Origin of the sequence: Pseudomonas guariconensis, from assembly GCF_040822035.1 — a bacterium.
In the GTDB taxonomy this organism is placed as follows: Bacteria; Pseudomonadota; Gammaproteobacteria; order Pseudomonadales; family Pseudomonadaceae; genus Aquipseudomonas; species Aquipseudomonas guariconensis.
On record NZ_CP162012.1, the window covers coordinates 1,738,880 to 1,761,391 of the forward strand.

General features: G+C 62.3%; 26 protein-coding genes. 5 read left to right on the top strand and 21 right to left on the bottom strand.

The annotated features are described in order from the left end of the window. Window positions 1-42: 42 nt before the first annotated feature. Complete coding sequence (locus AB1N67_RS07890) at window positions 43-369, top strand: YbaB/EbfC family nucleoid-associated protein (RefSeq protein ID WP_043212277.1); 327 nt, start codon at window positions 43-45, stop codon at window positions 367-369. Here AB1N67_RS07890 and AB1N67_RS07895 read toward each other — a convergent pair. Then, a complete protein-coding gene (locus AB1N67_RS07895) occupies window positions 353-499 on the bottom strand; it encodes a hypothetical protein (RefSeq protein WP_178113759.1) in 147 nt (48 codons plus the stop codon). The two genes, AB1N67_RS07890 and AB1N67_RS07895, sit on opposite strands and share 17 nt — an antisense overlap. A gap of 162 nt (window positions 500-661) precedes the next feature. Here AB1N67_RS07895 and recR point away from each other — a divergent pair, with 162 nt between their 5' ends. Further along, window positions 662-1,264 carry a recombination mediator RecR gene (gene recR, locus AB1N67_RS07900; RefSeq protein WP_070574258.1) on the top strand — a complete coding sequence of 201 codons (603 nt, stop codon included), beginning with the start codon at window positions 662-664 and terminating at the stop codon, window positions 1,262-1,264. A 56-nt stretch (window positions 1,265-1,320) separates the two neighbouring features. Here the strand turns inward: recR and AB1N67_RS07905 are convergent, their stop codons facing one another. From AB1N67_RS07905 to ccoN (AB1N67_RS07985), 17 genes are all read right to left on the bottom strand, one after another. Continuing rightward, entirely contained in the window at window positions 1,321-1,869 is a 549-nt protein-coding gene (locus tag AB1N67_RS07905) for an adenine phosphoribosyltransferase (protein WP_043212282.1), read from the bottom strand. 49 nt (window positions 1,870-1,918) lie between these two features. After that, window positions 1,919-2,653 carry a Crp/Fnr family transcriptional regulator FnrA gene (gene fnrA, locus AB1N67_RS07910; RefSeq protein WP_070574256.1) on the bottom strand — a complete coding sequence of 245 codons (735 nt, stop codon included), beginning with the start codon at window positions 2,651-2,653 and terminating at the stop codon, window positions 1,919-1,921. A 188-nt stretch (window positions 2,654-2,841) separates the two neighbouring features. Beyond that, window positions 2,842-4,224: an oxygen-independent coproporphyrinogen III oxidase gene (gene hemN / locus AB1N67_RS07915; RefSeq protein WP_043212285.1), complete on the bottom strand. Its 1,383-nt coding sequence runs from the start codon at window positions 4,222-4,224 to the stop codon at window positions 2,842-2,844. 114 nt (window positions 4,225-4,338) lie between these two features. Further along, window positions 4,339-5,022 carry a sulfite exporter TauE/SafE family protein gene (locus tag AB1N67_RS07920; protein ID WP_043212288.1) on the bottom strand — a complete coding sequence of 228 codons (684 nt, stop codon included), beginning with the start codon at window positions 5,020-5,022 and terminating at the stop codon, window positions 4,339-4,341. Beyond that, the gene (gene ccoS, locus AB1N67_RS07925; protein ID WP_043212290.1) at window positions 5,015-5,227 is read right to left on the bottom strand and encodes a cbb3-type cytochrome oxidase assembly protein CcoS; all 213 of its coding nucleotides are present in this window, start codon (window positions 5,225-5,227) and stop codon (window positions 5,015-5,017) included. Before ccoS ends, AB1N67_RS07920 begins: the two co-directional genes overlap by 8 nt. Continuing rightward, window positions 5,206-7,677 carry a heavy metal translocating P-type ATPase gene (locus tag AB1N67_RS07930; RefSeq protein ID WP_367863656.1) on the bottom strand — a complete coding sequence of 824 codons (2,472 nt, stop codon included), beginning with the start codon at window positions 7,675-7,677 and terminating at the stop codon, window positions 5,206-5,208. Before AB1N67_RS07930 ends, ccoS begins: the two co-directional genes overlap by 22 nt. 123 nt (window positions 7,678-7,800) lie before the next feature. Beyond that, window positions 7,801-8,331 carry a FixH family protein gene (locus AB1N67_RS07935; RefSeq protein ID WP_043212295.1) on the bottom strand — a complete coding sequence of 177 codons (531 nt, stop codon included), beginning with the start codon at window positions 8,329-8,331 and terminating at the stop codon, window positions 7,801-7,803. 14 nt (window positions 8,332-8,345) lie between these two features. Then, window positions 8,346-9,761: a cytochrome c oxidase accessory protein CcoG gene (gene ccoG, locus AB1N67_RS07940; RefSeq protein ID WP_043212297.1), complete on the bottom strand. Its 1,416-nt coding sequence runs from the start codon at window positions 9,759-9,761 to the stop codon at window positions 8,346-8,348. Between the two features lie 210 nt (window positions 9,762-9,971). Beyond that, window positions 9,972-10,901 (bottom strand): metallophosphoesterase, encoded by a 930-nt coding sequence (locus AB1N67_RS07945; protein WP_178113760.1) that lies wholly within the window; start codon window positions 10,899-10,901, stop codon window positions 9,972-9,974. Window positions 10,902-11,137: 236 nt separating this feature from the next. Beyond that, window positions 11,138-12,118, bottom strand: coding sequence for a cytochrome-c oxidase, cbb3-type subunit III (ccoP, locus tag AB1N67_RS07950; RefSeq protein WP_043212299.1), 981 nt, complete (start codon window positions 12,116-12,118; stop codon window positions 11,138-11,140). Continuing rightward, window positions 12,115-12,312, bottom strand: coding sequence for a CcoQ/FixQ family Cbb3-type cytochrome c oxidase assembly chaperone (locus AB1N67_RS07955; RefSeq protein ID WP_070092136.1), 198 nt, complete (start codon window positions 12,310-12,312; stop codon window positions 12,115-12,117). The genes ccoP (AB1N67_RS07950) and AB1N67_RS07955 overlap by 4 nt, the downstream gene beginning before the upstream one ends. A 5-nt stretch (window positions 12,313-12,317) precedes the next feature. Beyond that, window positions 12,318-12,926 carry a cytochrome-c oxidase, cbb3-type subunit II gene (gene ccoO / locus AB1N67_RS07960; protein WP_043212301.1) on the bottom strand — a complete coding sequence of 203 codons (609 nt, stop codon included), beginning with the start codon at window positions 12,924-12,926 and terminating at the stop codon, window positions 12,318-12,320. After that, complete coding sequence (gene ccoN / locus AB1N67_RS07965; protein WP_043212304.1) at window positions 12,926-14,368, bottom strand: cytochrome-c oxidase, cbb3-type subunit I; 1,443 nt, start codon at window positions 14,366-14,368, stop codon at window positions 12,926-12,928. The genes ccoO (AB1N67_RS07960) and ccoN (AB1N67_RS07965) overlap by 1 nt, the downstream gene beginning before the upstream one ends. Window positions 14,369-14,885: 517 nt before the next feature. Then, complete coding sequence (gene ccoP, locus AB1N67_RS07970) at window positions 14,886-15,827, bottom strand: cytochrome-c oxidase, cbb3-type subunit III (RefSeq protein WP_043212306.1); 942 nt, start codon at window positions 15,825-15,827, stop codon at window positions 14,886-14,888. Beyond that, window positions 15,827-16,015, bottom strand: a complete 189-nt coding sequence (locus AB1N67_RS07975) for a cbb3-type cytochrome c oxidase subunit 3 (protein ID WP_043212339.1) — start codon at window positions 16,013-16,015, stop codon at window positions 15,827-15,829. Before AB1N67_RS07975 ends, ccoP (AB1N67_RS07970) begins: the two co-directional genes overlap by 1 nt. Window positions 16,016-16,023: 8 nt before the next feature. Then, window positions 16,024-16,632 carry a cytochrome-c oxidase, cbb3-type subunit II gene (ccoO, locus tag AB1N67_RS07980; protein WP_043212308.1) on the bottom strand — a complete coding sequence of 203 codons (609 nt, stop codon included), beginning with the start codon at window positions 16,630-16,632 and terminating at the stop codon, window positions 16,024-16,026. 13 nt (window positions 16,633-16,645) lie between these two features. Then, window positions 16,646-18,070, bottom strand: a complete 1,425-nt coding sequence (gene ccoN / locus AB1N67_RS07985; protein ID WP_043212309.1) for a cytochrome-c oxidase, cbb3-type subunit I — start codon at window positions 18,068-18,070, stop codon at window positions 16,646-16,648. A gap of 49 nt (window positions 18,071-18,119) precedes the next feature. On the opposite strand from ccoN (AB1N67_RS07985), the gene AB1N67_RS07990 reads away from it, so the two are divergent. Continuing rightward, the gene (locus AB1N67_RS07990) at window positions 18,120-18,812 is read left to right on the top strand and encodes an alpha/beta family hydrolase (protein WP_043212341.1); all 693 of its coding nucleotides are present in this window, start codon (window positions 18,120-18,122) and stop codon (window positions 18,810-18,812) included. Window positions 18,813-18,983: 171 nt separating this feature from the next. On the opposite strand, the gene AB1N67_RS07995 is transcribed toward AB1N67_RS07990, so the two are convergent. Both AB1N67_RS07995 and AB1N67_RS08000 read right to left on the bottom strand, forming a co-directional pair. After that, window positions 18,984-19,268, bottom strand: a complete 285-nt coding sequence (locus AB1N67_RS07995) for a pyrimidine/purine nucleoside phosphorylase (RefSeq protein ID WP_043212311.1) — start codon at window positions 19,266-19,268, stop codon at window positions 18,984-18,986. 74 nt (window positions 19,269-19,342) lie between these two features. Beyond that, the gene (locus AB1N67_RS08000) at window positions 19,343-19,894 is read right to left on the bottom strand and encodes an exonuclease domain-containing protein (RefSeq protein WP_043212313.1); all 552 of its coding nucleotides are present in this window, start codon (window positions 19,892-19,894) and stop codon (window positions 19,343-19,345) included. 177 nt (window positions 19,895-20,071) lie between these two features. Between AB1N67_RS08000 and AB1N67_RS08005 the strand changes: the two genes are divergently transcribed. Beyond that, a complete protein-coding gene (locus AB1N67_RS08005; RefSeq protein WP_090345945.1) occupies window positions 20,072-20,875 on the top strand; it encodes an ABC transporter substrate-binding protein in 804 nt (267 codons plus the stop codon). Between the two features lie 63 nt (window positions 20,876-20,938). After that, window positions 20,939-21,952, top strand: a complete 1,014-nt coding sequence (locus AB1N67_RS08010) for a GNAT family N-acetyltransferase (protein ID WP_102081790.1) — start codon at window positions 20,939-20,941, stop codon at window positions 21,950-21,952. Window positions 21,953-21,983: 31 nt separating this feature from the next. On the opposite strand, the gene AB1N67_RS08015 is transcribed toward AB1N67_RS08010, so the two are convergent. Continuing rightward, window positions 21,984-22,511, bottom strand: coding sequence for an RNA polymerase factor sigma-70 (locus AB1N67_RS08015; RefSeq protein WP_043212316.1), 528 nt, complete (start codon window positions 22,509-22,511; stop codon window positions 21,984-21,986). Window position 22,512: the final 1 nt, after the last annotated feature.

The following is a 22,512-nucleotide window of genomic DNA, read 5'->3' on the forward strand; positions in this document are numbered from 1 at the left end:
GCAAGCCGGGGCGCATCACATGACCCAATCGAGGTGTACCCCATGATGAAAGGTGGCATGGCCGGCCTGATGAAGCAGGCCCAGCAGATGCAGGAAAAAATGGCCAAGATGCAGGAAGAGCTGGCCAATGCTGAAGTGACTGGCCAATCCGGTGCCGGCTTGGTCAGCGTGGTGATGACCGGTCGTCATGACGTCAAGCGCATCAGCATCGATGACAGCCTGATGCAAGAGGACAAAGAAGTGCTGGAAGACTTGATCGCTGCTGCTGTGAACGATGCAGTGCGCAAGGTCGAGCAGAACAGCCAGGAGAAGATGGGTAGCATGACTGCAGGCATGCAGCTGCCACCGGGCTTCAAGATGCCGTTCTGACTGTTGCCTGGCCAGGCAATGACTGGCTGCGCATCGAAAAGCCGCTACCGATGATCGGGGCGGCTTTTTTATTTGGCTGTGAAAAGCCATGCTGATCCAGCACATCAGCGACAACGGGTTCGCTGCCCATGCCCCTCTTCATACGTGATTGATGGTGTCTGGACTATCGCGCATGAAGAGCAAGGGCGGCGGGAAGTGAGGTCGTTGCTGGTGGCCGCTTGAAGGGGGGTATTTGACGTATATGACCCCGGCCGGTATAAACCGCCTCCTATTGATCTGTCAGGCCTTTCCCATGAGCTTCAGCCCCCTGATCCGCCAACTGATCGACGCCTTGCGCACGCTGCCCGGTGTCGGCCAGAAAACCGCCCAGCGTATGGCCCTGCAGTTGCTCGAGCGCGACCGCAGTGGCGGTCTGCGTCTGGCCCAGGCCCTGAGCCAGGCCATGGAAGGCGTCGGCCACTGCCGTCAATGCCGGACCCTGACCGAGCAGGAATTGTGCCCGCAATGCGCCGACACGCGCCGTGACGACACACAACTTTGTGTGGTCGAAGGTCCGATGGATGTGTATGCAGTGGAGCAGACAGGGTACCGAGGCCGCTACTTCGTCCTGAAGGGGCATCTGTCACCGTTGGACGGGCTTGGCCCGGATGCGATCGGTATTCCGCAATTGATGGCACGGATCGAGGAGCAAGGCAGCTTCACCGAGGTGATTCTGGCGACCAACCCTACCGTGGAAGGGGAGGCAACCGCCCACTACATCGCCCAGTTGCTGACCGAGAAAGGCCTGATCGCCTCGCGAATCGCCCATGGCGTGCCGTTGGGTGGGGAGCTGGAACTGGTCGATGGCGGTACCTTGGCTCATGCCTTCGCCGGGCGTAAGCCGATCTCGCTCTGAATCATGAACAGAACCGCGCCTGCAGTCGCCTGGAGGCGCAGGGCTCTGACAAAAAATCAGAACTCGCTCAGCGAAAACTCGGTCAGGCAGAAGGTGGGTACGCCCGCAGCCTGCAGGCGGCGCGAGCCGTCCAGCTCAGGCAGGTCGATGATGGCCGCAGCCTCGAACACCTCGGCACCGGTGCGACGGATCAGATTGGCGGCCGCCAGCAGGGTACCGCCGGTGGCGATCAGGTCGTCGAAGATCAGTACCGAATCCCCCTCGCAGAGACTGTCGGCATGCACTTCGAGAAACGCTTCGCCGTACTCGGTCTGGTAAGCCTCCGATAGCACGTCGGCCGGCAGCTTGCCTTGCTTGCGGAACAGGATCAGTGGCTTGTTCAGCTGGTGGGCAATGATCGAGCCGATCAGAAAACCCCGGGCATCCATGGCACCAATGTGACTGAACTCGGCTTCGACATAACGCTCGATGAACTGGTCGGCCACATAGCGCAGCCCGCGCGGCGACTGGAACAGAGGGGTGATGTCGCGGAAGATCACGCCCGGCTTGGGAAAGTCCGGGACCGGGCGGATCAGGGCTTTGAGATCGAAGGTATCGCTGTGCATGTGGCTTTCCTGGAAAACGGATGCGCCAGTATACCTTGCCGGTGCGGCTTCAGGCTTCTATCGCGCCGCCGGCCAGCGCGCACAGCTGGATCGGGTCGAGGATATGAACTTCCTTGCCCTCGGCCTTGATCAGGCCGTTCTGCTGGAAGCGGGTAAACACCCGGGACACGGTTTCCACCGCCAGGCCCAGATAGTTGCCGATTTCGTTGCGCGACATGCTTAGGCGGAACTGGTTGGCCGAATAGCCCCGGGCACGGAAGCGGGCGGACAGGTTGACCAGGAAGGTGGCGATGCGTTCGTCAGCGGTCTTTTTCGACAGCAGCAGCATCATCTGCTGGTCATCGCGAATCTCCCGGCTCATGACCCGCATCAACTGGCGACGCAACTGGGGCAGCTGGACCGACAGCTCATCCAGCCGCTCGAAGGGGATCTCGCAGACCGAGGTGGTTTCCTGGGCTTGGGCCGACACCGGGTAGGTCTCGGTGTCCATCCCCGATAGCCCGACCAGTTCGCTCGGCAGATGGAAGCCGGTGATTTGCTCTTCGCCACCATCACTGAGGCTGAACGTTTTCAGGGCGCCGGAACGTACGGCGTAGACCGAGCCGAAATTGTCACCCTGGCGGAACAGGAACTCACCCTTTTTCAGGGGACGGCCACGCTTGACGATTTCATCCAGTGCATCCATGTCCTCCAGATTGAGTGACAGGGGCAGGCACAGGGGGGCCAGGCTGCAGTCCTTGCAATGGGCCTGGTTGTGTGGGCGCAGTTTGACTGGCTCGGACATTTCTATCGATCCTTGTGGGAAAGCACACATAAGCTGTAAGGGTAACTCACAGCATAGGCAGTAGGCCAGCGTGCGCTATTTTGGTGCGACCTGGCCGGGGCTTTGGCGGGAGTATGCCAAGGCCTGTTAACTGTCCATAGTGTGCCTGACAAGGCGTTCTGTCCATGCGGTTGATCGACTCGGTTTGTTTATATCACCCGAGAGAAGCGTTGCTGGTTGTGCATGGCCAAATAGGCGTCGAACACCATGCACACCGAACGTACCAGCAGTCGCCCGGCAGGCAGTACCCGAATACCCTTTGCATCCAGGCTGATCAGACCATCACGCTGCATGGCCTGCAATTGTGGCCATTGGTCCTTGAAGTAACCTCGAAAGTCGATGGTGAAAGCTTGCTCGATGCTGTCGAAGTCCAGCTCGAAATGGCAGATCAATTGCTGGATCACCGCGCGCCGCAGGCGGTCATCCGGGTTGCACAGCAGCCCGCGCTGGGTGGCCAGCTGGGCGCTGGAAAGGGTGTCTTGGTAGGTGGCCAGGTCGCTGCTGTTCTGGCAGTAGAGATCGCCGATCTGGCTGATGGCCGATACGCCCAGGCCAATCAGGTCGCAGTGGCCGTGGGTGGTATAGCCCTGGAAGTTGCGTTGCAGGGTGCCCTCTTCTTGGGCGATCGCCAGCTCGTCATCGGGCAAGGCGAAGTGGTCCATGCCGATGTAACGATAGCCGGCGCACGTCAATTGCTCGATGGTGCCCTGGAGCATTTCCAGCTTGGCCGAAGGCGTTGGCAGCTCAGCGCTGTCGATGCGTCGCTGGGGCATGAAGCGCTCGGGCAGGTGGGCATAGTTGAATACCGAAAGGCGGTCCGGCTGCAGGCGGATCACTTCCTCGACGGTGCGGGCGAAGCCTTCCGGGGTCTGGCGGGGCAGGCCATAGATCAGATCGAGGTTGACCGAGCGGAACTGCAAGGTGCGTGCGGCCTCGATCAAGGTGCGGGTCTGCTCCAGGCTTTGCAGGCGGTTGATCGCGCGCTGCACGGCCGGGTCGAGATCCTGCACGCCCAGGCTGACGCGGTTGAAGCCCAGCTCGCGCAAAAGGCCCATGGTCGACCAGTCGGCTTCGCGTGGGTCGATCTCGATACCGTAGTCGCCGGAGTCGTCGTCCAGTAGGTGGAAGTGCTGGCGCAGGGTGGCCATCAATTGGCGCAGTTCGACATGGCTGAGGAAGGTGGGTGTGCCTCCACCGAAATGCAATTGCTCGACCCGCTGCTTGGCATCCAGATGGCAGGCGATCAGCTGGATCTCTTGCTCCAGACGTTGCAAGTAAGGCTGGGCTCTGGCGCGATCCTTGGTGATGACCTTGTTGCAGGCGCAGTAGTAGCAGATGTTGGCGCAGAACGGCACGTGTACGTACAGCGACAGTGGGCGGACCGCGCGACGGCTCTCGCGCAGGGCGTGGAGCAGGTCGAACGAACCCACTTCGCCGTGCAGTTGCATGGCGGTCGGATAAGAGGTGTAGCGTGGGCCGGCCAGATCGTAGCGGCGGATCAGGTCGCAGTCCCAGCGTAGGTCGTCGAGCATGGTGGTCCCCGGAGAGAGCGGCAGTGTCCGGAGTCTAGGGCGGCCCGCTGGGGCTCGTCTTGATTTGCATCAACGGGGTCTGGATGGGAGCGCGTAGCTGGGGCTGAGGCGCTGTCAGTGTCCCATCAACCAGTGCTGGTGCGGCCCTGGCAGGGTCCACAGGCCGAACAGGACCACCAGCAGTCCCCCGGCCATGCGTACGCCGCGCCGCCGCAGCACCGCGCCGATGCGTTCGGCAGCCAGCCCCGTAGCCACCAGCACCGGCCAGGTCCCGATGCCGAACGCCAGCATCAAGGCCGCGCTATGAGCGGCATTGCCCTGGCTGGCAGCCCATAGCAGTGTGCTGTACACCAAGCCGCACGGCAGCCAGCCCCACAGGGCTCCGAGCAGCAGCGCCCGGGGCAGGCTGGAGACTGGCAGCAGGCGAGTGGCCAGGGGCTGGATGTGGCGCCACAAGCCGCGGCCCAGTGCTTCGATGCGGGTCAGGCCGCTCCACCACCCCGCCAGGTACAGGCCCATGGCGATCAACAGCAGTGCAGCGACCACGCGCAGGCCTTGGGCCAGTGGGCTGCTGGCCAGTGCCACGCCGGCCAGGCCGAGCAACAGGCCTGCGGTGGCATAGCTCAGTACGCGCCCTAAGTTATAGGCCAGCAGCAGGTGCAGGCGACGGCTGCGTTGCTCAGGAGGGATGGCCAGCGTCAGGGCGCCCATCAGGCCGCCGCACATGCCCAGGCAGTGCCCACCGCCGAGCAAGCCTAGGACCAGTGCCGAGCCGAGCAGGGGAAGCAGGTCAGGCACGGGTGGGCGGATCCTTGTCGTCTGGCTGGTTTTCGTCGGGTTTGACAGCGGCCTGGTGGCGTGGGTCCTGATCGTCGAACAGGATGCTGTGGGCAGGGCTGTCGAGGTCGTCGTATTGGCCGCTGTCCACTGCCCAGAAAAAGATGTAGACGGCCACGCCGACGATCAGCAGAGCCGCGGGGATCATGACGTAGAGGGCGGGCATAGCGGTTTCCTTTCGGTCGCGGGCGTCTGGCTCGCAAGCAGGCTCGCGCCTGTCGGCCGGGTCAGGCGCAGGGCATTGAGCACCACGATCAGCGAACTGACCGACATGCCGATGGCTGCCCAGACCGGGGTGATCCAGCCGAGGGCGGCGAACGGCAACATGAGGCCATTATACAAGGTCGCCCAGAGCAGGTTCTCGATGATATTGCGGCGAGTGCGTCGGGCCAGGTCGAAGGCTTGCACCAGAGCGTCCAGACGGTTGGACAACAGCACTGCGTCGGCGCAGGTCTTGGCAAGATCAGTGGCCGAACCCATGGCGATGCTTATGTCGGCGGCGGCCAGCACCGGCACGTCGTTGACCCCGTCTCCCAGCATCAGCACCTTGCGACCCTCGGCCTGCAGCGCCTTGAGGCGTTCCAGTTTGTCGTCCGGGCGCAGGCCGCCAATGGCCTGGTCAATGCCCAGTTGTGTGGCGACTTCAGCGACCATTGGCGAGTTGTCGCCCGATAGCAGCAGGGTGCGCCAGCCACGGGCTTTGCAGGCGGCCAGCAGGGCAGGTGCGTCATCACGCAGCCGATCATCCAGGCCGAACCAGGCCAGCGGACCTTGGCGATCACCCAGCAGCAACCATTGGCCACGCGCCTCTGGTACTGGCGGGATCTGGGCGCCACTCAACGCGCAAACGAACGTGGCCTGGCCGATGCGCAGTTGCTGCCCGTCGAAGCGCCCCTCCAGCCCCAGCCCGGGCACGGTCTGCACATCTTCGGCTGGCTCGGCGGTACGACCGAAGGCGCGAGCGATGGGGTGCTCGGAGCGGTTCTCCAAGGCGGCGGCCAGCGCCAGGCAACGATCGACAGGCAGCGCCCCCAAGGGGAGGATGCTGCGTAGCGCCAAGCGACCCTCGGTGAGGGTGCCGGTCTTGTCGAAGATTACCGTATCGACCTGGTTCAGCCCTTCCAACACATGGCCTCGCGTCACCAGCAGGCCCAGTTTGTGCAGGGTGCCGGTGGCGGCGGTGAGGGCGGTCGGAGTGGCCAGGGACAGCGCGCAGGGACAGGTCGCTACCAACATGGCCAGGACGATCCAGAAGGCTCGCGTCGCATCGAGTTGCCACCACAGCAGGCCAATGGCTGCGCTGGCCACCAGCGTGAACAGCAGGAACCATTGAGAGGCGCGGTCGGCGATCTCGGCCAGGCGCGGTTTTTCCGACTGGGCTCGCTCCAGCAGGCGCACGATGGCTGAGAGGCGCGAGTCCTGGCCAATGGCTTCGACCGCCACGGTCAACGTGCTCTCGACATTCAAGGTGCCGCCGGTGACCCGGTCACCGACCTGCCGTGCCAGAGGCAGGTATTCACCGGTGAGCAGCGATTCGTCCACGCTGGAGCGGCCATCGACAATACGCCCGTCAGCGGGGATCACCGAGCCAGGCAGCACCTGGACCCGATCACCCTGGTTGAGCTCGCCGAGCAGGATGCGCTCAGCGTTTCCGACGCTGTCCAGGCGCAGGCAGGAGGCGGGGAGCAGGTTGACCAGTTGGGCGGTGGCCGCTGCTGTGCGCTCCCGCGCACGGCGTTCCAGATAACGGCCGGTGAGCAGGAACAGCGCGAACATACCGACGGTGTCGAAGTACAGCTCGCCGCTGCCGGTGATGGCTGTCCAGATGCCGGCGCCATAAGCCAGGGCAATGGCCAGAGACACCGAGACGTCCATGGTCAGGTGGCGTGTGCGCACGTCGCGGGCGGCACCTTTGAAGAACGGTGCGCAGCTGTAGAACACGATTGGGGTAGTCAGAAACAGCGCTACCCAACGCAGGATAGTGTGCAGTTCCGGGCTCAGGTCGATGTTGAATTCCGGCCAGGTGGCCATGGTCGCCATCATCGCCTGGAACCACAGCAGTCCTGCCACGCCCAGGCGGCGCAGCGCACTGCGGTTCTCCTGGGCCAGGCGTTCGGCGGCTTGGTCCGGTTGATAGGGGTGGGCCGCGTAACCGATCTGGCGCAGTTCGGCCAGCAGCTGGGAAAGGGGCAATTGGCGGTCGTCCCAGGTCACCAGCAAGCGGTGATTGGACAGGTTCAGTCGTGCTTCGGCGACGCCGGCCACGTTACGCAGATGCTTTTCGATCAGCCAGCCGCAGGCGGCGCAACTGATGCCTTCGATCATCAGTGTGGCTTCGGACAGCTCGTCTTGGTGACGTACGAACGCCTGCTGCACGTCGGCGCGATCGTAGAGCGCCAGTTCGTCCTGCAATTGCCGAGGCAAGGCTTCGGGGTTAGCGCTGGTGTCGCTGCGATGCTGATAGTAGTGCTCCAGGCCACCTGCGACGATGGACGCAGCCACTGCCTGGCAGCCCGGGCAGCAGAACTGACGCGGCTCGCCAAGGACTACCGCGGTGAAACGACTGCCGGCGGGGATGGGGAGGGCGCAGTGGTAGCAGGGGATGGGTTGGGTCATTTGATGTCTTCTGGCTGCAGCGCAACCCTGTGGGGCGGGTTCACCGCGTAATGGCGCCGGACTGCCTGTCTCATCGCCAGTCGGGCGCCATCGTGCGGTAAACCTGCTCTAACGGGGAATCGTTTACTCTTGGTGCTCGGCGCCCTGCAGGGCCTCGTCGCCCAGCGCCAGGGTCACGCCATGGGCAACTTTCTCCTCCTCGAACAGACGCCAGACGTGGCCGTCTTCGCTGCCCAGCAGTTCGACGAAGCGCCGGCCTTCGACCCGGTCGTCGAGCTGGCCGAGGTAACGACCGGGTTCGCTGCGGGCTAGCTGTACCTTGCGGTCCTTGTCTGGCTGGGTGGGCGAGATCAGATTCAGCTCCAGCGTCTGAGGGGCGCTGTTGCCGGTCAGGCGTACATCGACTTCGCCGGTCAGTTCGTCCAGGTGCACACTGGCCTTGAGGTTGAGGGTCTGGGCCAGCAGTTCACGATCCAGGGAGCGATTGATGCCTTTGCCGGCCTCGTAGTAGTTGTCGTTCACCAAGTTGTCGGGGTTGTGCACGGCGATGCTGACCATGGTCAGGCTCAGGCATACCGAGGTGGCCAGGATACCGATGATGATCCACGGCCAAAGGTGTTTGTACCAGGGGCTGTCGGCGGTTGCGGCAGGCATTGTCGAATTCTCTCTCAGCGTATTTGCGGGCCGATGAAGCGGCTCTTGGCTTCAACCTGGGTGGCGCTTTGATCAGCGTCCTTGAGGATGAAGGTGATTTCGTTGGTGGTCGAGGGCAATTGCTCGGGCGCGACCGACAACTGCACTGGCAGGCTGACGATATCGCCGGCAGCGACGCGGATCTCGCGATGGCCTTCGAGCTGCAGGCCCGGCAGGCCGGTGGCGTCGAGCACGTAGACGTGGTCGCGCTGGTCCTTGTTCATGACCTTGAGGCTGTATACGTTCTCGATCCGTCCTTGGGCGTTTTCGCGATACAGCACTCGGTCCTTGCTGACATCGAAGCCCACCAGCGAGCGGGTGGCGAAGGCGGTGGCAAGCAGACCGATCATCACCAGTAGCACCACGGCGTAGCCGATCAGGCGTGGACGCAGCATGTGGGTCTTCTGCCCGGACAGGTTGTGCTCGGTGGTGTAGCTGATCAGCCCTTTGGGATAGTCCATTTTCTCCATGATGTTGTCGCAGGCGTCGATGCAGGCCGCGCAGCCGATGCACTCGATCTGCAGACCGTCGCGGATGTCGATGCCGGTGGGGCAGACCTGCACGCACATGGTGCAGTCGATGCAGTCGCCCAGGCCTTTGGCCTTGTAGTCGATGTCTTTCTTGCGCGGGCCTCGGGTCTCGCCGCGGCGTGGGTCATAGGAGACGATCAGGGTGTCTTTGTCGAACATTACGCTCTGGAAGCGGGCGTAAGGGCACATGTACACGCACACCTGCTCACGCAGCCAGCCGGCATTGCCGTAGGTGGCGAGGGTGAAGAACGCGACCCAGAAATAGGCCCAGCCATCGGCTTGGCCGGTAAAGAACTCGGTGACCAGTTCGCGAATGGGCGAGAAGTAGCCGACGAAGGTCATGCCAGTGACGAAGCCGATCAGCAGCCAAAGGCTGTGCTTGGCGGCCTTGCGCAAAAACTTGTTGGTGCTCATTGGCGCCTTGTCGAGTTTCATGCGCTGGTTGCGGTCACCCTCGGTGACCTTCTCGCACCACATGAAAATCCAGGTCCAGACGCTCTGCGGACAGGTATAACCGCACCACACACGCCCGGCGAACACCGTGATGAAGAACAAGCCGAAGGCCGCCACGATCAACAGGCCCGAGAGCAGGATGAAGTCCTGCGGCCAGATGGTGGCGCCGAAGATGTAGAACTTACGCTCGGGCAGGTTCCACCACACAGCCTGATGCTCGCCCCAGTTCAGCCACACCGTGCCGAAGTAGAGCAGGAACAGGATGGCCCCGCCGACCATGCGCAGCCTGCGGAACACGCCGGTGAAGGCACGGGTGTAGATTTTTTCCCGTGAGGCGTAGAGGTCGACGGATTCCTTGCCTTTCTTGGCGGGCGGGGTGACGTCATGTACCGGAATTTGCTTGCTCATCATCATGTCCCACGGCAGTGGAAAAACGCTGCGGCCAGTGCATGCCGACCGCGTTTGTGACCCATCAGGTGTCCGTGCATGATACGCCCGTCATGGCACCTGGAGTGTGGCTGCGGCGTTAAGTCGCATTGGGTTGCATTTGATTATCGTGTATTGGGGCTCGCCTTGACGCAGGTCAATTGACAAGGCGTGCCCGCCGCAGGCAAGTGTCTATGCCCGATACAGCCTCAGGTGCCTCAGTGTTTCGGCCTGGGTCCAGTCATTGTTCCTCACGCGTTTGATGGCCAACCCTTGGGCATCGTCGTCCAGTTCGGCCAGCAGGTAGGTGCGCTGGGAGGCCGAACCACTCAGGAAGACCGGGACCGCGCCATATTGCCGGTTGGAGCGATGCCAGCCTCCGGCTTCGGTGTGATAGTGGCCACCGAACACCGCGTTGACCTGGAAGTGGTTGATCATGTCCCTGAAATGCATCAGGTCCTCCTCGGTGCCGTCCCAATCGTCTGGCTGATGCAGGTTGAGCAGGACGATCTGGCCGTTCTCATAGGCTTCTTTCAATTGCCCCTCCAGCCAGCCTAGTGCGTCATTGATCCTGAACTTATCGCGGGGCTCGAAAGGCCATGCCCAGCCACTGTCGAAATCCACACGGTAGGTGGGCTCGTTGTTCAGCTGGATCAGGCGAACCCTGCCGAAGCTGATGCTGTACGCCAGGCTGCCGCTGTAGCTGGTCAGCCTGTAGCTGCTCGAGGTCGCGACATCCATCGTGTCCACCACATCTCGGTGGTGATTGAGCAGATCCATCACGCTGTCCCGGGGCCCGCCGTTGTTGAATGAGCCTCCGAATTCATCGGTGATGTTGTTCTTGTAATCATGATTGCCCAGGCCAAAGTAGTAGTTCTTGTGCAGGTGGCGCTCGATGATCGGGTAGAGGACTTTGCGTTGCCAGCCGTGCCCGTATGCTGTCATGTCGCCATTGATCATCACCGGGACGCCCGTGCCACCCAAGCTGTTGCGGTAGCTCGCAATGCTGGCGTACTGCTCGTTGATCAGGGCTTTCGATTCTTTGTTGCGTTCAGCGTCGCTTTCATATTCGCCATAGTCGGAAGCGGGCGTCCATGGGTACTGTGGATCGGATGCGAACACGAACGCTCTGGGTGTCGGGCGGTTGCCATAGCGGCCAGGCTGTTTTGGGGGTAGGGCTACGGGATAGGTGGGGTAGGCCATTTCTTAAATCCTCTGGGTAAGTCAGGCTCGATGCCTGTCCACCAGAGAATTTCCTAGTGTCCTGTCCTTCGGAATCCGGTAGCGATTCCTCCTATCAATCCTGCCAGCCCAGAAAAAACGGCCCCGGTGGTGATCGCCGGGGCCGCTTGCTGTGGTTACTCTGCTTTCTGCTGCGCAGCGTCTTGATGCGACAGGCTGTAGACATAGGCCGCCAGCAGGTGGACCTTGTCGTTGCCCTGCATCTGCGCCTGAGCCGGCATCTGGCCTTGACGACCGTAGCGGATGGTCTGTTGCAGCTGAGCGAAGCTCGAGCCGTAGATGAACGCCTGCGGGTGGGTCAGGTTAGGCGCGCCCATCGCTGGAGTGCCTTTGCCTTCGGGGCCATGACAGGCCACGCAGTTAGCGGCGAAGAGCTTCTGGCCATTGGCCGGATCGGCTTTGGCGCCTTCGGGCAGGGTGCGGCCGTCAAGATTGGTCAGGACGAAGGCTGCGACATCGGCCACGCCTTGCTCGCCCAGCACTTCGGCCCAGGCCGGCATGACGCCGTGACGACCATTCATGATGGTGGTCTTGATGGTCTCCGGCTCGCCGCCCCAACGCCAGTCGTTGTCGGTCAGGTTGGGGAAGCCGTAGGCGCCCTTGGCATCGGAGCCGTGGCACACCGAGCAGTTGGAGGCGAACAGGCGACCTCCCATCTTCAGCGCCTGCGGATCCTTGGCGACTTCCTCGACCGGCATGGCGGCGAATTTGGCGAAGATCGGCCCGAAGCGGGCATCGGCCTTGGCCATTTCCTTTTCCCATTCGTGCACGCCGGTCCAGCCGGCCTGGCCGTTGGAGAACTCGGTCTGCTTTTCGGTATCCAGGTACTGGTAGCCAGGCAGGACGCCTTTCCAGTTACCCAGGCCTGGGTACAGCACCAGATAGCCCAAGGCGAACACGATGGTGCCGACGAACAGCCAGAACCACCACTTGGGCAGCGGGTTGTCGTATTCCTCGATACCGTCAAAGGCATGGCCGACGGTCTCGTCGGTGATTTCCTCGCGCTGGCCCTTGCGGGTGGAGAGCAACAGCCAGGTCAGGGAAAAGATGGTGCCCAGGGTCAGGACGGTGACGTACAGACTCCAGAAGGTTGTCATTGTTCTTTGCTCCTAGAAGCTTTCGCTTGCGCTTGCTCGACGTGCCGGCTGGCTTCGGGATCATCGGCGAACGGCAACTGGGTTGCCTCGTCGAACTCTTTCTTGCGCCGTGGGTTGAACACCCACAGCGCCAGGCCTACGAAGGCGACCATCACCACGACGGTGCCCAGGCCACGAATCATCCCGATATCCATCAGTGTCACCGCTTGCTCTTGATGATGGTGCCGAGGCCTTGCAGGTACGCCACGAGGGCGTCCATCTCGGTCTTGCCCTTGACCGCGTCGCGGGCGCCGGCAATGTCCTCGTCGGTGTAGGGCACGCCCAGGGTGCGCAGGACTTCCATTTTCTTCGGCGTGTCCTTGCCATCGAGCTTGTTTTCCACCAGCCAGGGGTAGGAGGGCATCTTCGACTCGGGCACGACGTTGCGCGGGTTGTACAGGTGCGCGCGGTGCCAGTCATCGGAGTAGCGACCGCCCACACGCGCCAGGTCCGGGCCGGTGCGCTTGGAGCCCCACAGGAACGGATGATCCCAGACACTCTCGCCGGCCACCGAGTAATGGCCGTAGCGCTCGGTCTCGGCGCGGAACGGACGGATCATCTGCGAGTGGCAGCCGACGCAGCCTTCGCGGATGTAGATGTCGCGACCCTCAAGCTCCAGCGCGGTACGCGGCTTCATGCCTTCGACGGGCTTGTTGGTGACGTCCTGGAAGAACAGCGGGACGATCTGGGTCAGGCCGCCGATGCTGACGGCGATGACCATGAAGAAGGCCAATAGGCCGATATTCTTCTCGACTGCTTCGTGCTTCATCAGTGAGCTCCCACGACGACGATCTTGGCGGCTTCCTCAGCCTCGGCCGGCTTCGCGGCGCGGACAGTGCGGTAGACGTTGTAGGCCATCAGCAGCATGCCGGAGGCGAAGAACGCACCGCCCAGGGCGCGGACGATATAACCCGGATGGCTGGCCTGGAGGGCTTCGACGAAGGAATAGGTGAGGGTGCCGTCGTCGTTGATGGCGCGCCACATCAGGCCCTGGGTGATGCCGTTGACCCACATCGAGGCGATGTACAGCACGGTACCGATGGTCGCCAGCCAGAAGTGGGCGTTGATCAGGCCGACGCTGTGCATCTGCTGGCGACCGTAGAGGCGCGGGATCATGTGATACACGGCACCGATGGAGATCATCGCGACCCAACCGAGGGCGCCGGCGTGGACGTGGCCGATGGTCCAGTCGGTGTAGTGCGACAGCGAGTTGACGGTCTTGATGGCCATCATCGGGCCTTCGAAGGTGGACATGCCATAGAAGGCCAGCGAGACCACCAGGAACCGCAAGATCGGGTCGGTGCGCAGTTTGTGCCACGCACCGGAGAGGGTCATCATGCCGTTGATCATGCCGCCCCAGCTCGGGGCCAGGAGGATGATCGACATCACCATGCCCAGCGACTGCGCCCAGTCAGGCAGCGCGGTGTAGTGCAGATGGTGCGGGCCTGCCCAGATGTACAGGGTGATCAGTGCCCAGAAGTGGACGATCGACAGGCGATAGGAGTAGATCGGACGCTCGGCCTGCTTGGGCACGAAGTAGTACATCATCCCCAGGAAGCCCGTGGTCAGGAAGAAGCCCACAGCGTTGTGCCCGTACCACCACTGGATCATTGCATCGGTGGCGCCGGAGTAGGCCGAGTACGACTTGAACAGGCTGACCGGCAAGGACATGTGGTTGACGATGTGCAGCATCGCCGTGACAACGATGAACGCACCGTAGAACCAGTTGCCGACATAGATGTGCTTGGTCTTGCGCTTGACGATGGTGCCGAAGAACACCAGGCCGTAGGTGACCCAGACGATGGCCAGCAGAATCGCCAGCGGCCACTCGAGCTCGGCGTATTCCTTGGTGGTGGTGTAGCCCATCGGCAGGGTGATCAGCGCGCCGACGATCACTGCCTGCCAACCCCAGAAGGTGAACGCGGCCATGCTGTCGGAGATCAGCCGAGTCTGGCAGGTGCGCTGCACGACGTAGTAGGAAGTGGCGAACAGCGCGCAACCTCCGAAGGCGAAGATCACCAGGTTGGTGTGCAGCGGGCGAAGGCGGCCGAAGCTCGTCCATGGCAGGTCCAGGTTGAGCTGGGGCCATACCAGTTGCGAGGCAATGAAGACGCCGAGGCCCATGCCAAGGATCCCCCAGACCACCGTCATGATGGCGAACTGGCGGACGACCTTATAGTTATAAGCAGTCGGACTGATTGCAGTGCTCATTCTAAGGTTCCACGGTTTTGGGTGTTCTTGTTGGTCGAAAATCGGCGCCAGTATCGATAACCACCAGGGTTATGGCAACGCAAGGATCATGACGCCGACCCGTGTCCAGGCCCTTTCCACCACCGTCCCGCGGTTTAGGGGCTGGATGATTGTACACAAATAAATGTTTGTAATGTGTACCGTTTTTCGCCTTTTTCTGATCGATCGGTCAAGCTTTTTCTGCAGGGCTCCGGTAAGAAGGGACGTCTACCGAAACCTGTGCGATCGACCCGCAAAAGCCGGTGCGCGGAGTCAGGCCATGCGCCGCGCCATGTGGGTTCGCTATAAGCGAGGCCACTGTGGCAACAAGCTTAGTTCTGTTCAGAGGGGGTGCAAGGAGGGATGAGGCGGGGAGGGCGGAGCGCAGCCCTTGGCGGACGTCGCTTGTCCTGGTGCTTGGGCGGGATATTCGCGGGTGAACCCGCTCCCACAAGGATCGGCGCTGTTCCTGTGGGGGCGGGTTTACCCGCGAAGGGTGTTACTTGGCAGTCACGGTTTCGGACGCGTCATCCTGCGACAGGCTGTACACATAGGCTGCCAGCAGATGCACCTTGTCGTTGCCCTGGATTTCGCGCTGGGCCGGCATCTGGCCCTGACGGCCGTAGCGGATGGTCTGCTGCAGCTGAGCGAAACTCGAGCCGTAGATGAACGCCTGCGGGTGGGTGAGGTTGGGCGCGCCCATCGCCGGGGTGCCCTTGCCCTCAGGACCGTGGCAGGCCACGCAGTTGGCCGCGAAGATCTCCTGACCTTTGACCGGGTCGGCCTTGGCGCCTTCAGGGAGGGTACGGCCATCGAGGTTGGTGAGCACGAAGGCAGCCACGTCGGCCACGCCCTGTTCACCGATCACTTCGGACCAGCCTGGCATCACGCCATGGCGACCGTCCATGATCGACGCCTTGATGGTTTCAGGCTCCCCGCCCCAGCGCCAGTCCTTGTCGGTCAGGTTGGGGAAGCCGTAGGCGCCCTTGGCGTCGGAGCCGTGGCACACCGAGCAGTTGGAGGCGAACAGGCGGCCACCCATCTTCAGGGCTTGCGGATCCTTGGCGACTTCTTCGACCGGCATGGCGGCGAACTTGGCGAAGATCGGCCCGAACTTGGCGTCGGCCTTGTCCATTTCCTTTTGCCATTCATTGACCTGGGTCCAACCATTCTCGTAGCCCGGCAGGATGCCTTTCCAGTTACCCAGACCCGGATAGAGGATGAGGTAGCCCACCGCGAACACCAGGGTGCCGACGAACAGCCAGAACCACCACTTGGGCAGCGGGTTGTCATACTCCTCGATGCCATCGAAGCTGTGGCCCATGGTCTGGTCGGTGGTGTTGTTGCTCTGGCCCTTGCGGGTGCCGAGCAGCAGCCAGGTCAGGCCAATCAGGCTGCCGATGGTCAGTACACTGATGTAGGTACTCCAGAAGGTGGTCATTACCGATTATTCCTCATGGCAGGTTCCTGCCCGGCAGGGGGCAGGCGGTCATCGACGAAGGGCAGCAGGCGCGCTTCGGCGAAATCACGGTCGCGGCGGCGGTTGAAGACCCACAGGCTCAGGCCGATGAAGGCGATCATCACCACCAAGGTGCCCAGGCCGCGGATCATGCCGATATCCAGTGACAGTTCCATCGTTACCTCTTGTTCTTGATCGCGGTGCCCAGCACCTGCAGGTAGGCCACCAGGGCATCCATCTCGGTCTTGCCCTTGACCGCGTCGCGGGCACCGGCGATGTCTTCGTCGGTGTAGGGCACGCCCAGGGTGCGTAGGGTGCGCATCTTGGTGTCGGTGTGACTGTTGTCGACCTTTTGCGCGACGAGCCACGGGTAGGACGGCATCTTCGATTCGGGCACCACGTTGCGCGGGTTGTACAGGTGCGCGCGGTGCCAGTCGTCGGAGTAGCGGCCACCGACGCGGGCCAGGTCCGGACCGGTGCGCTTGGAGCCCCACAGGAACGGGTGGTCCCAGACGCTCTCGCCAGCCACCGAGTAGTGGCCGTAGCGCTCGGTCTCGGCGCGGAACGGACGGATCATCTGCGAGTGGCAGCCAACGCAGCCTTCACGGATGTAGATGTCGCGGCCTTCGAGCTGCAGGGCGGTGTAGGGCTTCATGCCTTCGACCGGCTTGTTGGTGACGTCCTGGAAGAACAGCGGGACGATCTGGGTCAGGCCGCCGATGCTGACGGCAAAGACCATCAGCAAAGCCAGCAGGCCTACGTTCTTTTCGATGACTTCATGTTTCATCAGGCGTGTCTCCTCAGGCCAGCTGGGCGTTCGCAGGGGCGGCGTCGGTGGCCGGTGCGCGCACGGTGCGCCAGGTGTTCCAGGCCATCAGCAACATTCCGCTGAGGAAGATCGCGCCGCCGACGAAGCGGACGATGAAGCCAGGATGGCTGGCCACCAGCGTCTCGACGAAGGAGTAGGTGAGCGTGCCGTCGGCGTTGACCGCGCGCCACATCAGGCCCTGGGCGATGCCGTTGACCCACATCGAGGCGATGTACAGCACGGTGCCGATGGTCGCCAGCCAGAAGTGGGCGTTGATCAGGCCAATGCTGTACATGCGCTCCTTGCCGAACACCTTGGGAATGGTGTGGTACAGCGCGCCGATGGAGATCATCGCGACCCAGCCGAGGGCGCCGGCGTGGACGTGGCCGATAGTCCAGTCGGTGTAGTGGGAGAGGGCATTGACGGTCTTGATGGCCATCATCGGGCCTTCGAAGGTGGACATGCCGTAGAAGGCCAGCGAGACCACCAGGAAGCGCAAGATCGGGTCGCTGCGCAGTTTGTGCCAGGCGCCGGAGAGGGTCATCATGCCGTTGATCATCCCGCCCCAGCTCGGCGCCAGCAGGATCAGCGACATGATCATGCCCAGCGACTGCGCCCAGTCGGGCAAGGCGGTGTAGTGCAGATGGTGCGGGCCTGCCCAGATGTACAGGGTGATCAGCGCCCAGAAGTGGACGATCGACAGCCGATAGGAATACACCGGGCGCTCGGCCTGCTTGGGCACGTAGTAGTACATCATCCCCAGGAAGCCTGCGGTCAGGAAGAAGCCCACGGCGTTGTGGCCATACCACCACTGGACCATTGCATCGGTGGCGCCGGCATAGATCGAGTAGGACTTGGTCAGGCTGACGGGCATTTCCAGATTGTTGACGATATGCAGCATCGCCACGGTCAGGATGAAGCCGCCATAGAACCAGTTACCGACGTAGATGTGTTTGGTGTTGCGCTTGATCAGCGTACCGAAGAACACCACGGCGTAGGCGACCCAGACGATGGTGATCAGGATGTCGATGGGCCATTCCAGTTCGGCGTATTCCTTGGAACTGGTGAAGCCCAGCGGCAGGCTGATGGCCGCCAGCAGGATCACCAGCTGCCAGCCCCAGAAGGTGAACGCCGCCAGGGCGGGGGCGAACAGGGTGGTCTGGCAGGTGCGTTGCACCGAATAATAGGAAGTGGCGAACAAGGCACAGCCGCCGAAGGCGAAGATCACCGCATTGGTGTGCAGCGGTCGCAGGCGGCCGAAGCTGGTCCAGGGAAGGTCGAAGTTCAGGGAGGGCCAGACGAGTTGCGCGGCAATGAAAACGCCGAGCCCCATCCCGACGATTCCCCACACCACCGTCATGATGGCGAATTGGCGGACCACCTTGTAGTTATAGGCGGTACTGCTGGTTGTGTTCATGTATGGGTTCCCATCCACGGTTATAGGCAGGCTAGATAGCGAGGCAAGCATGAGTAATGGGCACATTGCCGGTATTGACGGGGATCAATGGGCGCAGGTGGGAAATATCCCAGGCTTGCGCTGCGATCCTCCGAGAATTCGGGGGGATCAGGACTACAAGGGCTGCCTGATCCTGGCCCACGGCGCGGGGGCGCCGATGGACAGCGACTTTCTGGAGGACATGGCGCAAAGGCTGGCAGCGCAAGGGGTAGGCGTGATCCGCTTCGAGTTCCCCTACATGGCCCAACGTCGTGAGGGCGGCGGCAAGCGGCCGCCCAACCCACAGAAGGTGCTGCTCGACTGCTGGCGCGAGGTGTATCGGCAGGTGCGACTATTGGTCGCGGGGCCGTTGGCTATTGGCGGCAAGTCCATGGGCGGGCGCATGGCGAGCCTGCTGGCCGATGAGCTGGGGGCCGATGCCTTGGTTTGCTTGGGGTATCCGTTCTATGCGGTGGGCAAGCCGGAAAAACCCCGGGTCGAGCATCTGGCGGGGTTGCGCACGCCTACGCTCATCGTCCAGGGCGAGCGCGATGCCCTGGGGAACCGGGAGGCGGTGGCGGGGTATGTGTTGTCGCCTGCGATCGAGTTGTGTTGGTTGGCGGCAGCGGATCATGACTTGAAGCCGCTGAAGGCGTCGGGTTTGACGCATGAGGGGCATCTGCAGGTGGCGGCTGAGCGGGTTGCTGCGTTTCTGATGAGGTAGTGGTGTTGGTTTGAGGTTTGTGGCTGATCCGTCTGATGTGCCGCCGCTTGGTCACCTTTGCGCCATTGCGGCGACCTACTTTTGCCCAACAGCAACAGTAGTCGCCGCAAAGGCGAAAAGCGTCGGTGGCGTCACCACCAGAAACGGATAATTACACTACCCAAGAAGAGCTCAGTCGCGATACTCACACAGGTAAGCTGTATCCACCGCCACCTTCAGCTGGAACTTGCTGTCCGCAGGCACATTGAACTGGCTCCCCGCCTTGAAGACTTCCCAGTTATCGCTCCCCGGCAGCTTCACGGTCAGCGCGCCGGACACCACGTGCATGATTTCCCGCTTGGCCGTGCCGAACTCGTATTCGCCCGGCGCCATGACACCCACGGTAGCTGGACCTTCCTCGCCCGTGAAGGCGATCGACTTGACGGTGCCATCGAAGTACTCATTGACCTTGAACATGGAGCGACTCCTGAAAAAAGGGAGGAAAAAAGGCTGGCCAGTATGCCCAAGCCCCAACACCTCGTCATCTGAATTCAGGTGCCGCTGGCCGGCAGGCTCAACGGAAGTAACCGCGCAGTGTTGCGGGCGTCTTCCAGGGCGCGATGCTGCTGGCCGGCGAACTGCAGGCCGGCCAGTTGCAGGGCGCTGTTCAGCCCCATCGGGCGCTGCAGTTGGCGGGCCTTGGCAAAGCGCTGTTTGAGGTTGATGTGGGGCAGGGCCTGCAGCAGGCTGGTGAGCTGGTGCTGTTTCCATTCCTGTTGCAGCTGCTGGCGGTCGTAGTCGCCCCAGCTGACCCAGGCCTGCAACTGCCCCTGATGATGGCCGAGCCAGCGCTCGAACTGCGCCCAGACCTCGGTAAAGGAGGCTGCGCCGTCGACACTGGCCTGGGTGATATGGGTCAACTCACGGCAGAAGGGGGTCAGCTGTGGTCGCCGCCTGGGCCGCACGAAGCGCTGGAAGTGATCGATCTCGCGACCTTCGCGTGTCACCAGGCTCGCCCCGATTTCAATGATTTCCATCTCCGTGACGGGCCAGCCACCGTCATCGGTGGTCGCTTCCAGGTCAATCACCAGCCAATGCCCCATACCGGGCTCCCGTGCAAGACGCAGTCCCCTGCGTGGTCGCTAGAGCGTAGCCAATCTGAGGCCCAAGGGCATCCCCTGGCACAATGCTGCTGTTTTGACATCGCAGAAGGTTGTGCCCTGGCGGGAAAGCGCCTAGCTTAGTTGAATCCATTCACAAACCGTGATGAGTGTCTGCTTTTGACTTCCGTGACCGGCTCGAAGGCCTTGTCTTCCTTGTTGATACTCGCCGCAGTGTGGATGGCGCTGCCTGCGTCGGCGCAAGCGGTTGTCGAGGTGAGGGTCGGGGCGGCGCATTTTCCGCCCTATACCGTGCGTCCCGAGCAGGGCGCTGACAACGGCCTGTTGCCGCAATTGCTCAAAGCCCTCAACCAGCAACAGCACAGCTACCACTTCGTGCAGGTTCCCACGTCGATTCCTCGGCGTTTTGGCGATTTCCAGCAAGGGCGCACGGACATCGCGATATTCGAGAATCCCAAATGGGGCTGGGAACAGGTTCCCCACGAAAGCGTAGACATGGGCCTGGAAGATGCCGAAGTGTTCGTCGCACGCCAACAGGCCGGGCGAGACCAGCACTATTTCAGCAGCCTGCAAGGCAAACGCCTGGCATTGTTCCACGGCTATCACTACGCCTTTGCCGACTTCAATTCCGACCCCCGCTATCTGAGCCAGAACTTCAGCGCCACGCTGACCTACTCCCACGACAGCAACTTGCTGATGGTGCAGCGTGGACGTGTCGACATTGCCCTGGCGACGCGATCGTTTCTAGCTGACTTCATGGCGCGAAACCCGGACAGCCGGGCGCAGCTGATGGCCTCTGAGCGGGTCGATCAGGTCTATCATCACTATGCGATGGTTCGCCCAGGCGCGCCGATCGATGCCCGGACATTCGCCGCCTTGCTCGATCGGCTGCGCGCGAGCGGCGAATTGCTGCGCATCTTCCAGCCCTATCGGATCAACGTCGTGGCGCCGAGCGGCCACTAAATTCCCTAATGCCCGTCACGTCTACCGGATTGAGCCTTCATTTCAATGCCGTGAGCCATGACCATGCCGTTCGATGCCGATTCGCAGCCCCTTTCCCTGCCGCGTTGGCGCAGTCTCAGCGCCGATGAAAACGATTGCCGGTTGAGCCTGACCCTTGAGGGGCAAGCGTTGATCCGGGTTCGCCTGACCCCAGGCGAGCCGCTGCACGTCCACCTCGAGCAGGTGTGCCAAGCGCGCCCCGCGCAAGCGCTGTGGGCAGCCTGCTACTGGCTGCTCTCGCGGGATCCAGCGCGCCAGCGCCTGGTCTGGCATTGCCCGCATCCAGTGGATTCGGCCTTGGCCAGCGGCCTGCTGGTGCCCGGTGACCAGCCAGGGCTGTACCTGTGCGAGCGAGCGATGTTCTGGCAACTGCCGCAGCCCTGGCTGGGCGATGCGCAAGCCGGCGCTTATCCGCAGCAAATGCAGATCAGCGATGGCAAGCGCCATCCTCGTCGTGCACCCAAGCCCCGAGGTGAGGTGTACCGGCGATTCGATGCGCGCCTGGGGGCCTGGGTGTCGCTGCGCACGCTTGAAATCGAACAGGACCTGGAACGCTTCAATCGCTGGCAGAACGATGCACGTGTGCTGCAGTTCTGGCAGGAAGGCGGCACGCTCGAACAGCATCGCCAATACCTGACCAAGCTTCAGGCCGACCCGCATACCCTTACCTTGATCGGCTGCTTCGATGACCAGCCCTTTGCCTACTTCGAGGCCTACTGGGCCAAGGAGGACCGCATCGCGCCGTTCTATCCGGCGGACGACTACGACCGGGGTATCCATATGCTGGTGGGCGAGCAGGCCCATCGCGGTCCGCACAAGGTAGCCAGTTGGCTGTCGGCGCTGGTGCACTATTTGTTCTTGGACGATCCGCGGACCCAGCGGGTGGTCGCCGAGCCGCGTGCCGACAACGGCAAGATGATCGGCTACATGCACGATCAGTGCTTCCATTGCGAAAAAGAGTTCGATTTTCCGCACAAACGGGCGGCGTTGATGATCTTGGGGCGGGAGCGGTTCTTCGACCGCTGCTCACTGTCCTGAGCCGATGGGGCCGCACAGCGGCCCCATCGGCTCAGGCCTGGCGGGTGTGCTTGCGGCAATGGATCAGGGCATCGCGGATCATGAAATTGACCAGCGTCGGCGACACCCCAAGTTCCTTGGCGATGTCTTTCTGCGGCACGCCATGCAGGCGATACATCTCGAAGGCGTAACGGGTGCGCTGGGGCAACTCGCCGAGGGCCTCGGCGATGTGCTCGAGGGTGGCGAGGTTGATGTGGGTGGTTTCGGGCGAGGCGTTCTGCAGGACGACGTTCAGGCCTTCTTCTTCACTGCCGGAATACTTCTGCTCCATGGCCTGCTTGCGGTAGTGATCGATGGCCAGGTTGCGCACGATCTGGAACAGGTAGCTGAGCTGGGCCTTGAACGACGAGGTGATCTGCGGCGCGGCGCTGAGTCGGAAGAAGGCATCCTGCACCACATCTTCGGCGCGTGAACGGCAGCCGGTGATGCGGGCCGCGATCTTGACCAGGATGCTGCGGTTGTCGACGAATGCCTGGAGCAGTGGTGAATCGCACTTACTTGTGGATAGTTGTTCCGCCATG

Bases quoted from the DNA above. Each gene is read 5' to 3' on its own strand.
- AB1N67_RS07890 (WP_043212277.1), top strand. From the start codon at position 43: ATGATGAAAGGTGGCATGGCCGGCCTGATGAAGCAGGCCCAGCAGATG.
- AB1N67_RS07895 (WP_178113759.1), bottom strand. From the start codon at position 499: ATGGGCAGCGAACCCGTTGTCGCTGATGTGCTGGATCAGCATGGCTTT.
- recR (WP_070574258.1), top strand. From the start codon at position 662: ATGAGCTTCAGCCCCCTGATCCGCCAACTGATCGACGCCTTGCGCACG.
- AB1N67_RS07905 (WP_043212282.1), bottom strand. From the start codon at position 1,869: ATGCACAGCGATACCTTCGATCTCAAAGCCCTGATCCGCCCGGTCCCG.
- fnrA (WP_070574256.1), bottom strand. From the start codon at position 2,653: ATGTCCGAGCCAGTCAAACTGCGCCCACACAACCAGGCCCATTGCAAG.
- hemN (WP_043212285.1), bottom strand. From the start codon at position 4,224: ATGCTCGACGACCTACGCTGGGACTGCGACCTGATCCGCCGCTACGAT.
- ccoS (WP_043212290.1), bottom strand. From the start codon at position 5,227: ATGCCCGCCCTCTACGTCATGATCCCCGCGGCTCTGCTGATCGTCGGC.
- AB1N67_RS07930 (WP_367863656.1), bottom strand. From the start codon at position 7,677: ATGACCCAACCCATCCCCTGCTACCACTGCGCCCTCCCCATCCCCGCC.
- AB1N67_RS07935 (WP_043212295.1), bottom strand. From the start codon at position 8,331: ATGCCTGCCGCAACCGCCGACAGCCCCTGGTACAAACACCTTTGGCCG.
- ccoG (WP_043212297.1), bottom strand. From the start codon at position 9,761: ATGAGCAAGCAAATTCCGGTACATGACGTCACCCCGCCCGCCAAGAAA.
- ccoP (WP_043212299.1), bottom strand. From the start codon at position 12,118: ATGACAACCTTCTGGAGTCTGTACGTCACCGTCCTGACCCTGGGCACC.
- AB1N67_RS07955 (WP_070092136.1), bottom strand. From the start codon at position 12,312: ATGGATATCGGGATGATTCGTGGCCTGGGCACCGTCGTGGTGATGGTC.
- ccoO (WP_043212301.1), bottom strand. From the start codon at position 12,926: ATGAAGCACGAAGCAGTCGAGAAGAATATCGGCCTATTGGCCTTCTTC.
- ccoN (WP_043212304.1), bottom strand. From the start codon at position 14,368: ATGAGCACTGCAATCAGTCCGACTGCTTATAACTATAAGGTCGTCCGC.
- ccoP (WP_043212306.1), bottom strand. From the start codon at position 15,827: ATGACCACCTTCTGGAGTACCTACATCAGTGTACTGACCATCGGCAGC.
- ccoO (WP_043212308.1), bottom strand. From the start codon at position 16,632: ATGAAACATGAAGTCATCGAAAAGAACGTAGGCCTGCTGGCTTTGCTG.
- ccoN (WP_043212309.1), bottom strand. From the start codon at position 18,070: ATGAACACAACCAGCAGTACCGCCTATAACTACAAGGTGGTCCGCCAA.
- AB1N67_RS07990 (WP_043212341.1), top strand. From the start codon at position 18,120: ATGAGTAATGGGCACATTGCCGGTATTGACGGGGATCAATGGGCGCAG.
- AB1N67_RS07995 (WP_043212311.1), bottom strand. From the start codon at position 19,268: ATGTTCAAGGTCAATGAGTACTTCGATGGCACCGTCAAGTCGATCGCC.
- AB1N67_RS08000 (WP_043212313.1), bottom strand. From the start codon at position 19,894: ATGGGGCATTGGCTGGTGATTGACCTGGAAGCGACCACCGATGACGGT.
- AB1N67_RS08010 (WP_102081790.1), top strand. From the start codon at position 20,939: ATGCCGTTCGATGCCGATTCGCAGCCCCTTTCCCTGCCGCGTTGGCGC.
- AB1N67_RS08015 (WP_043212316.1), bottom strand. From the start codon at position 22,511: ATGGCGGAACAACTATCCACAAGTAAGTGCGATTCACCACTGCTCCAG.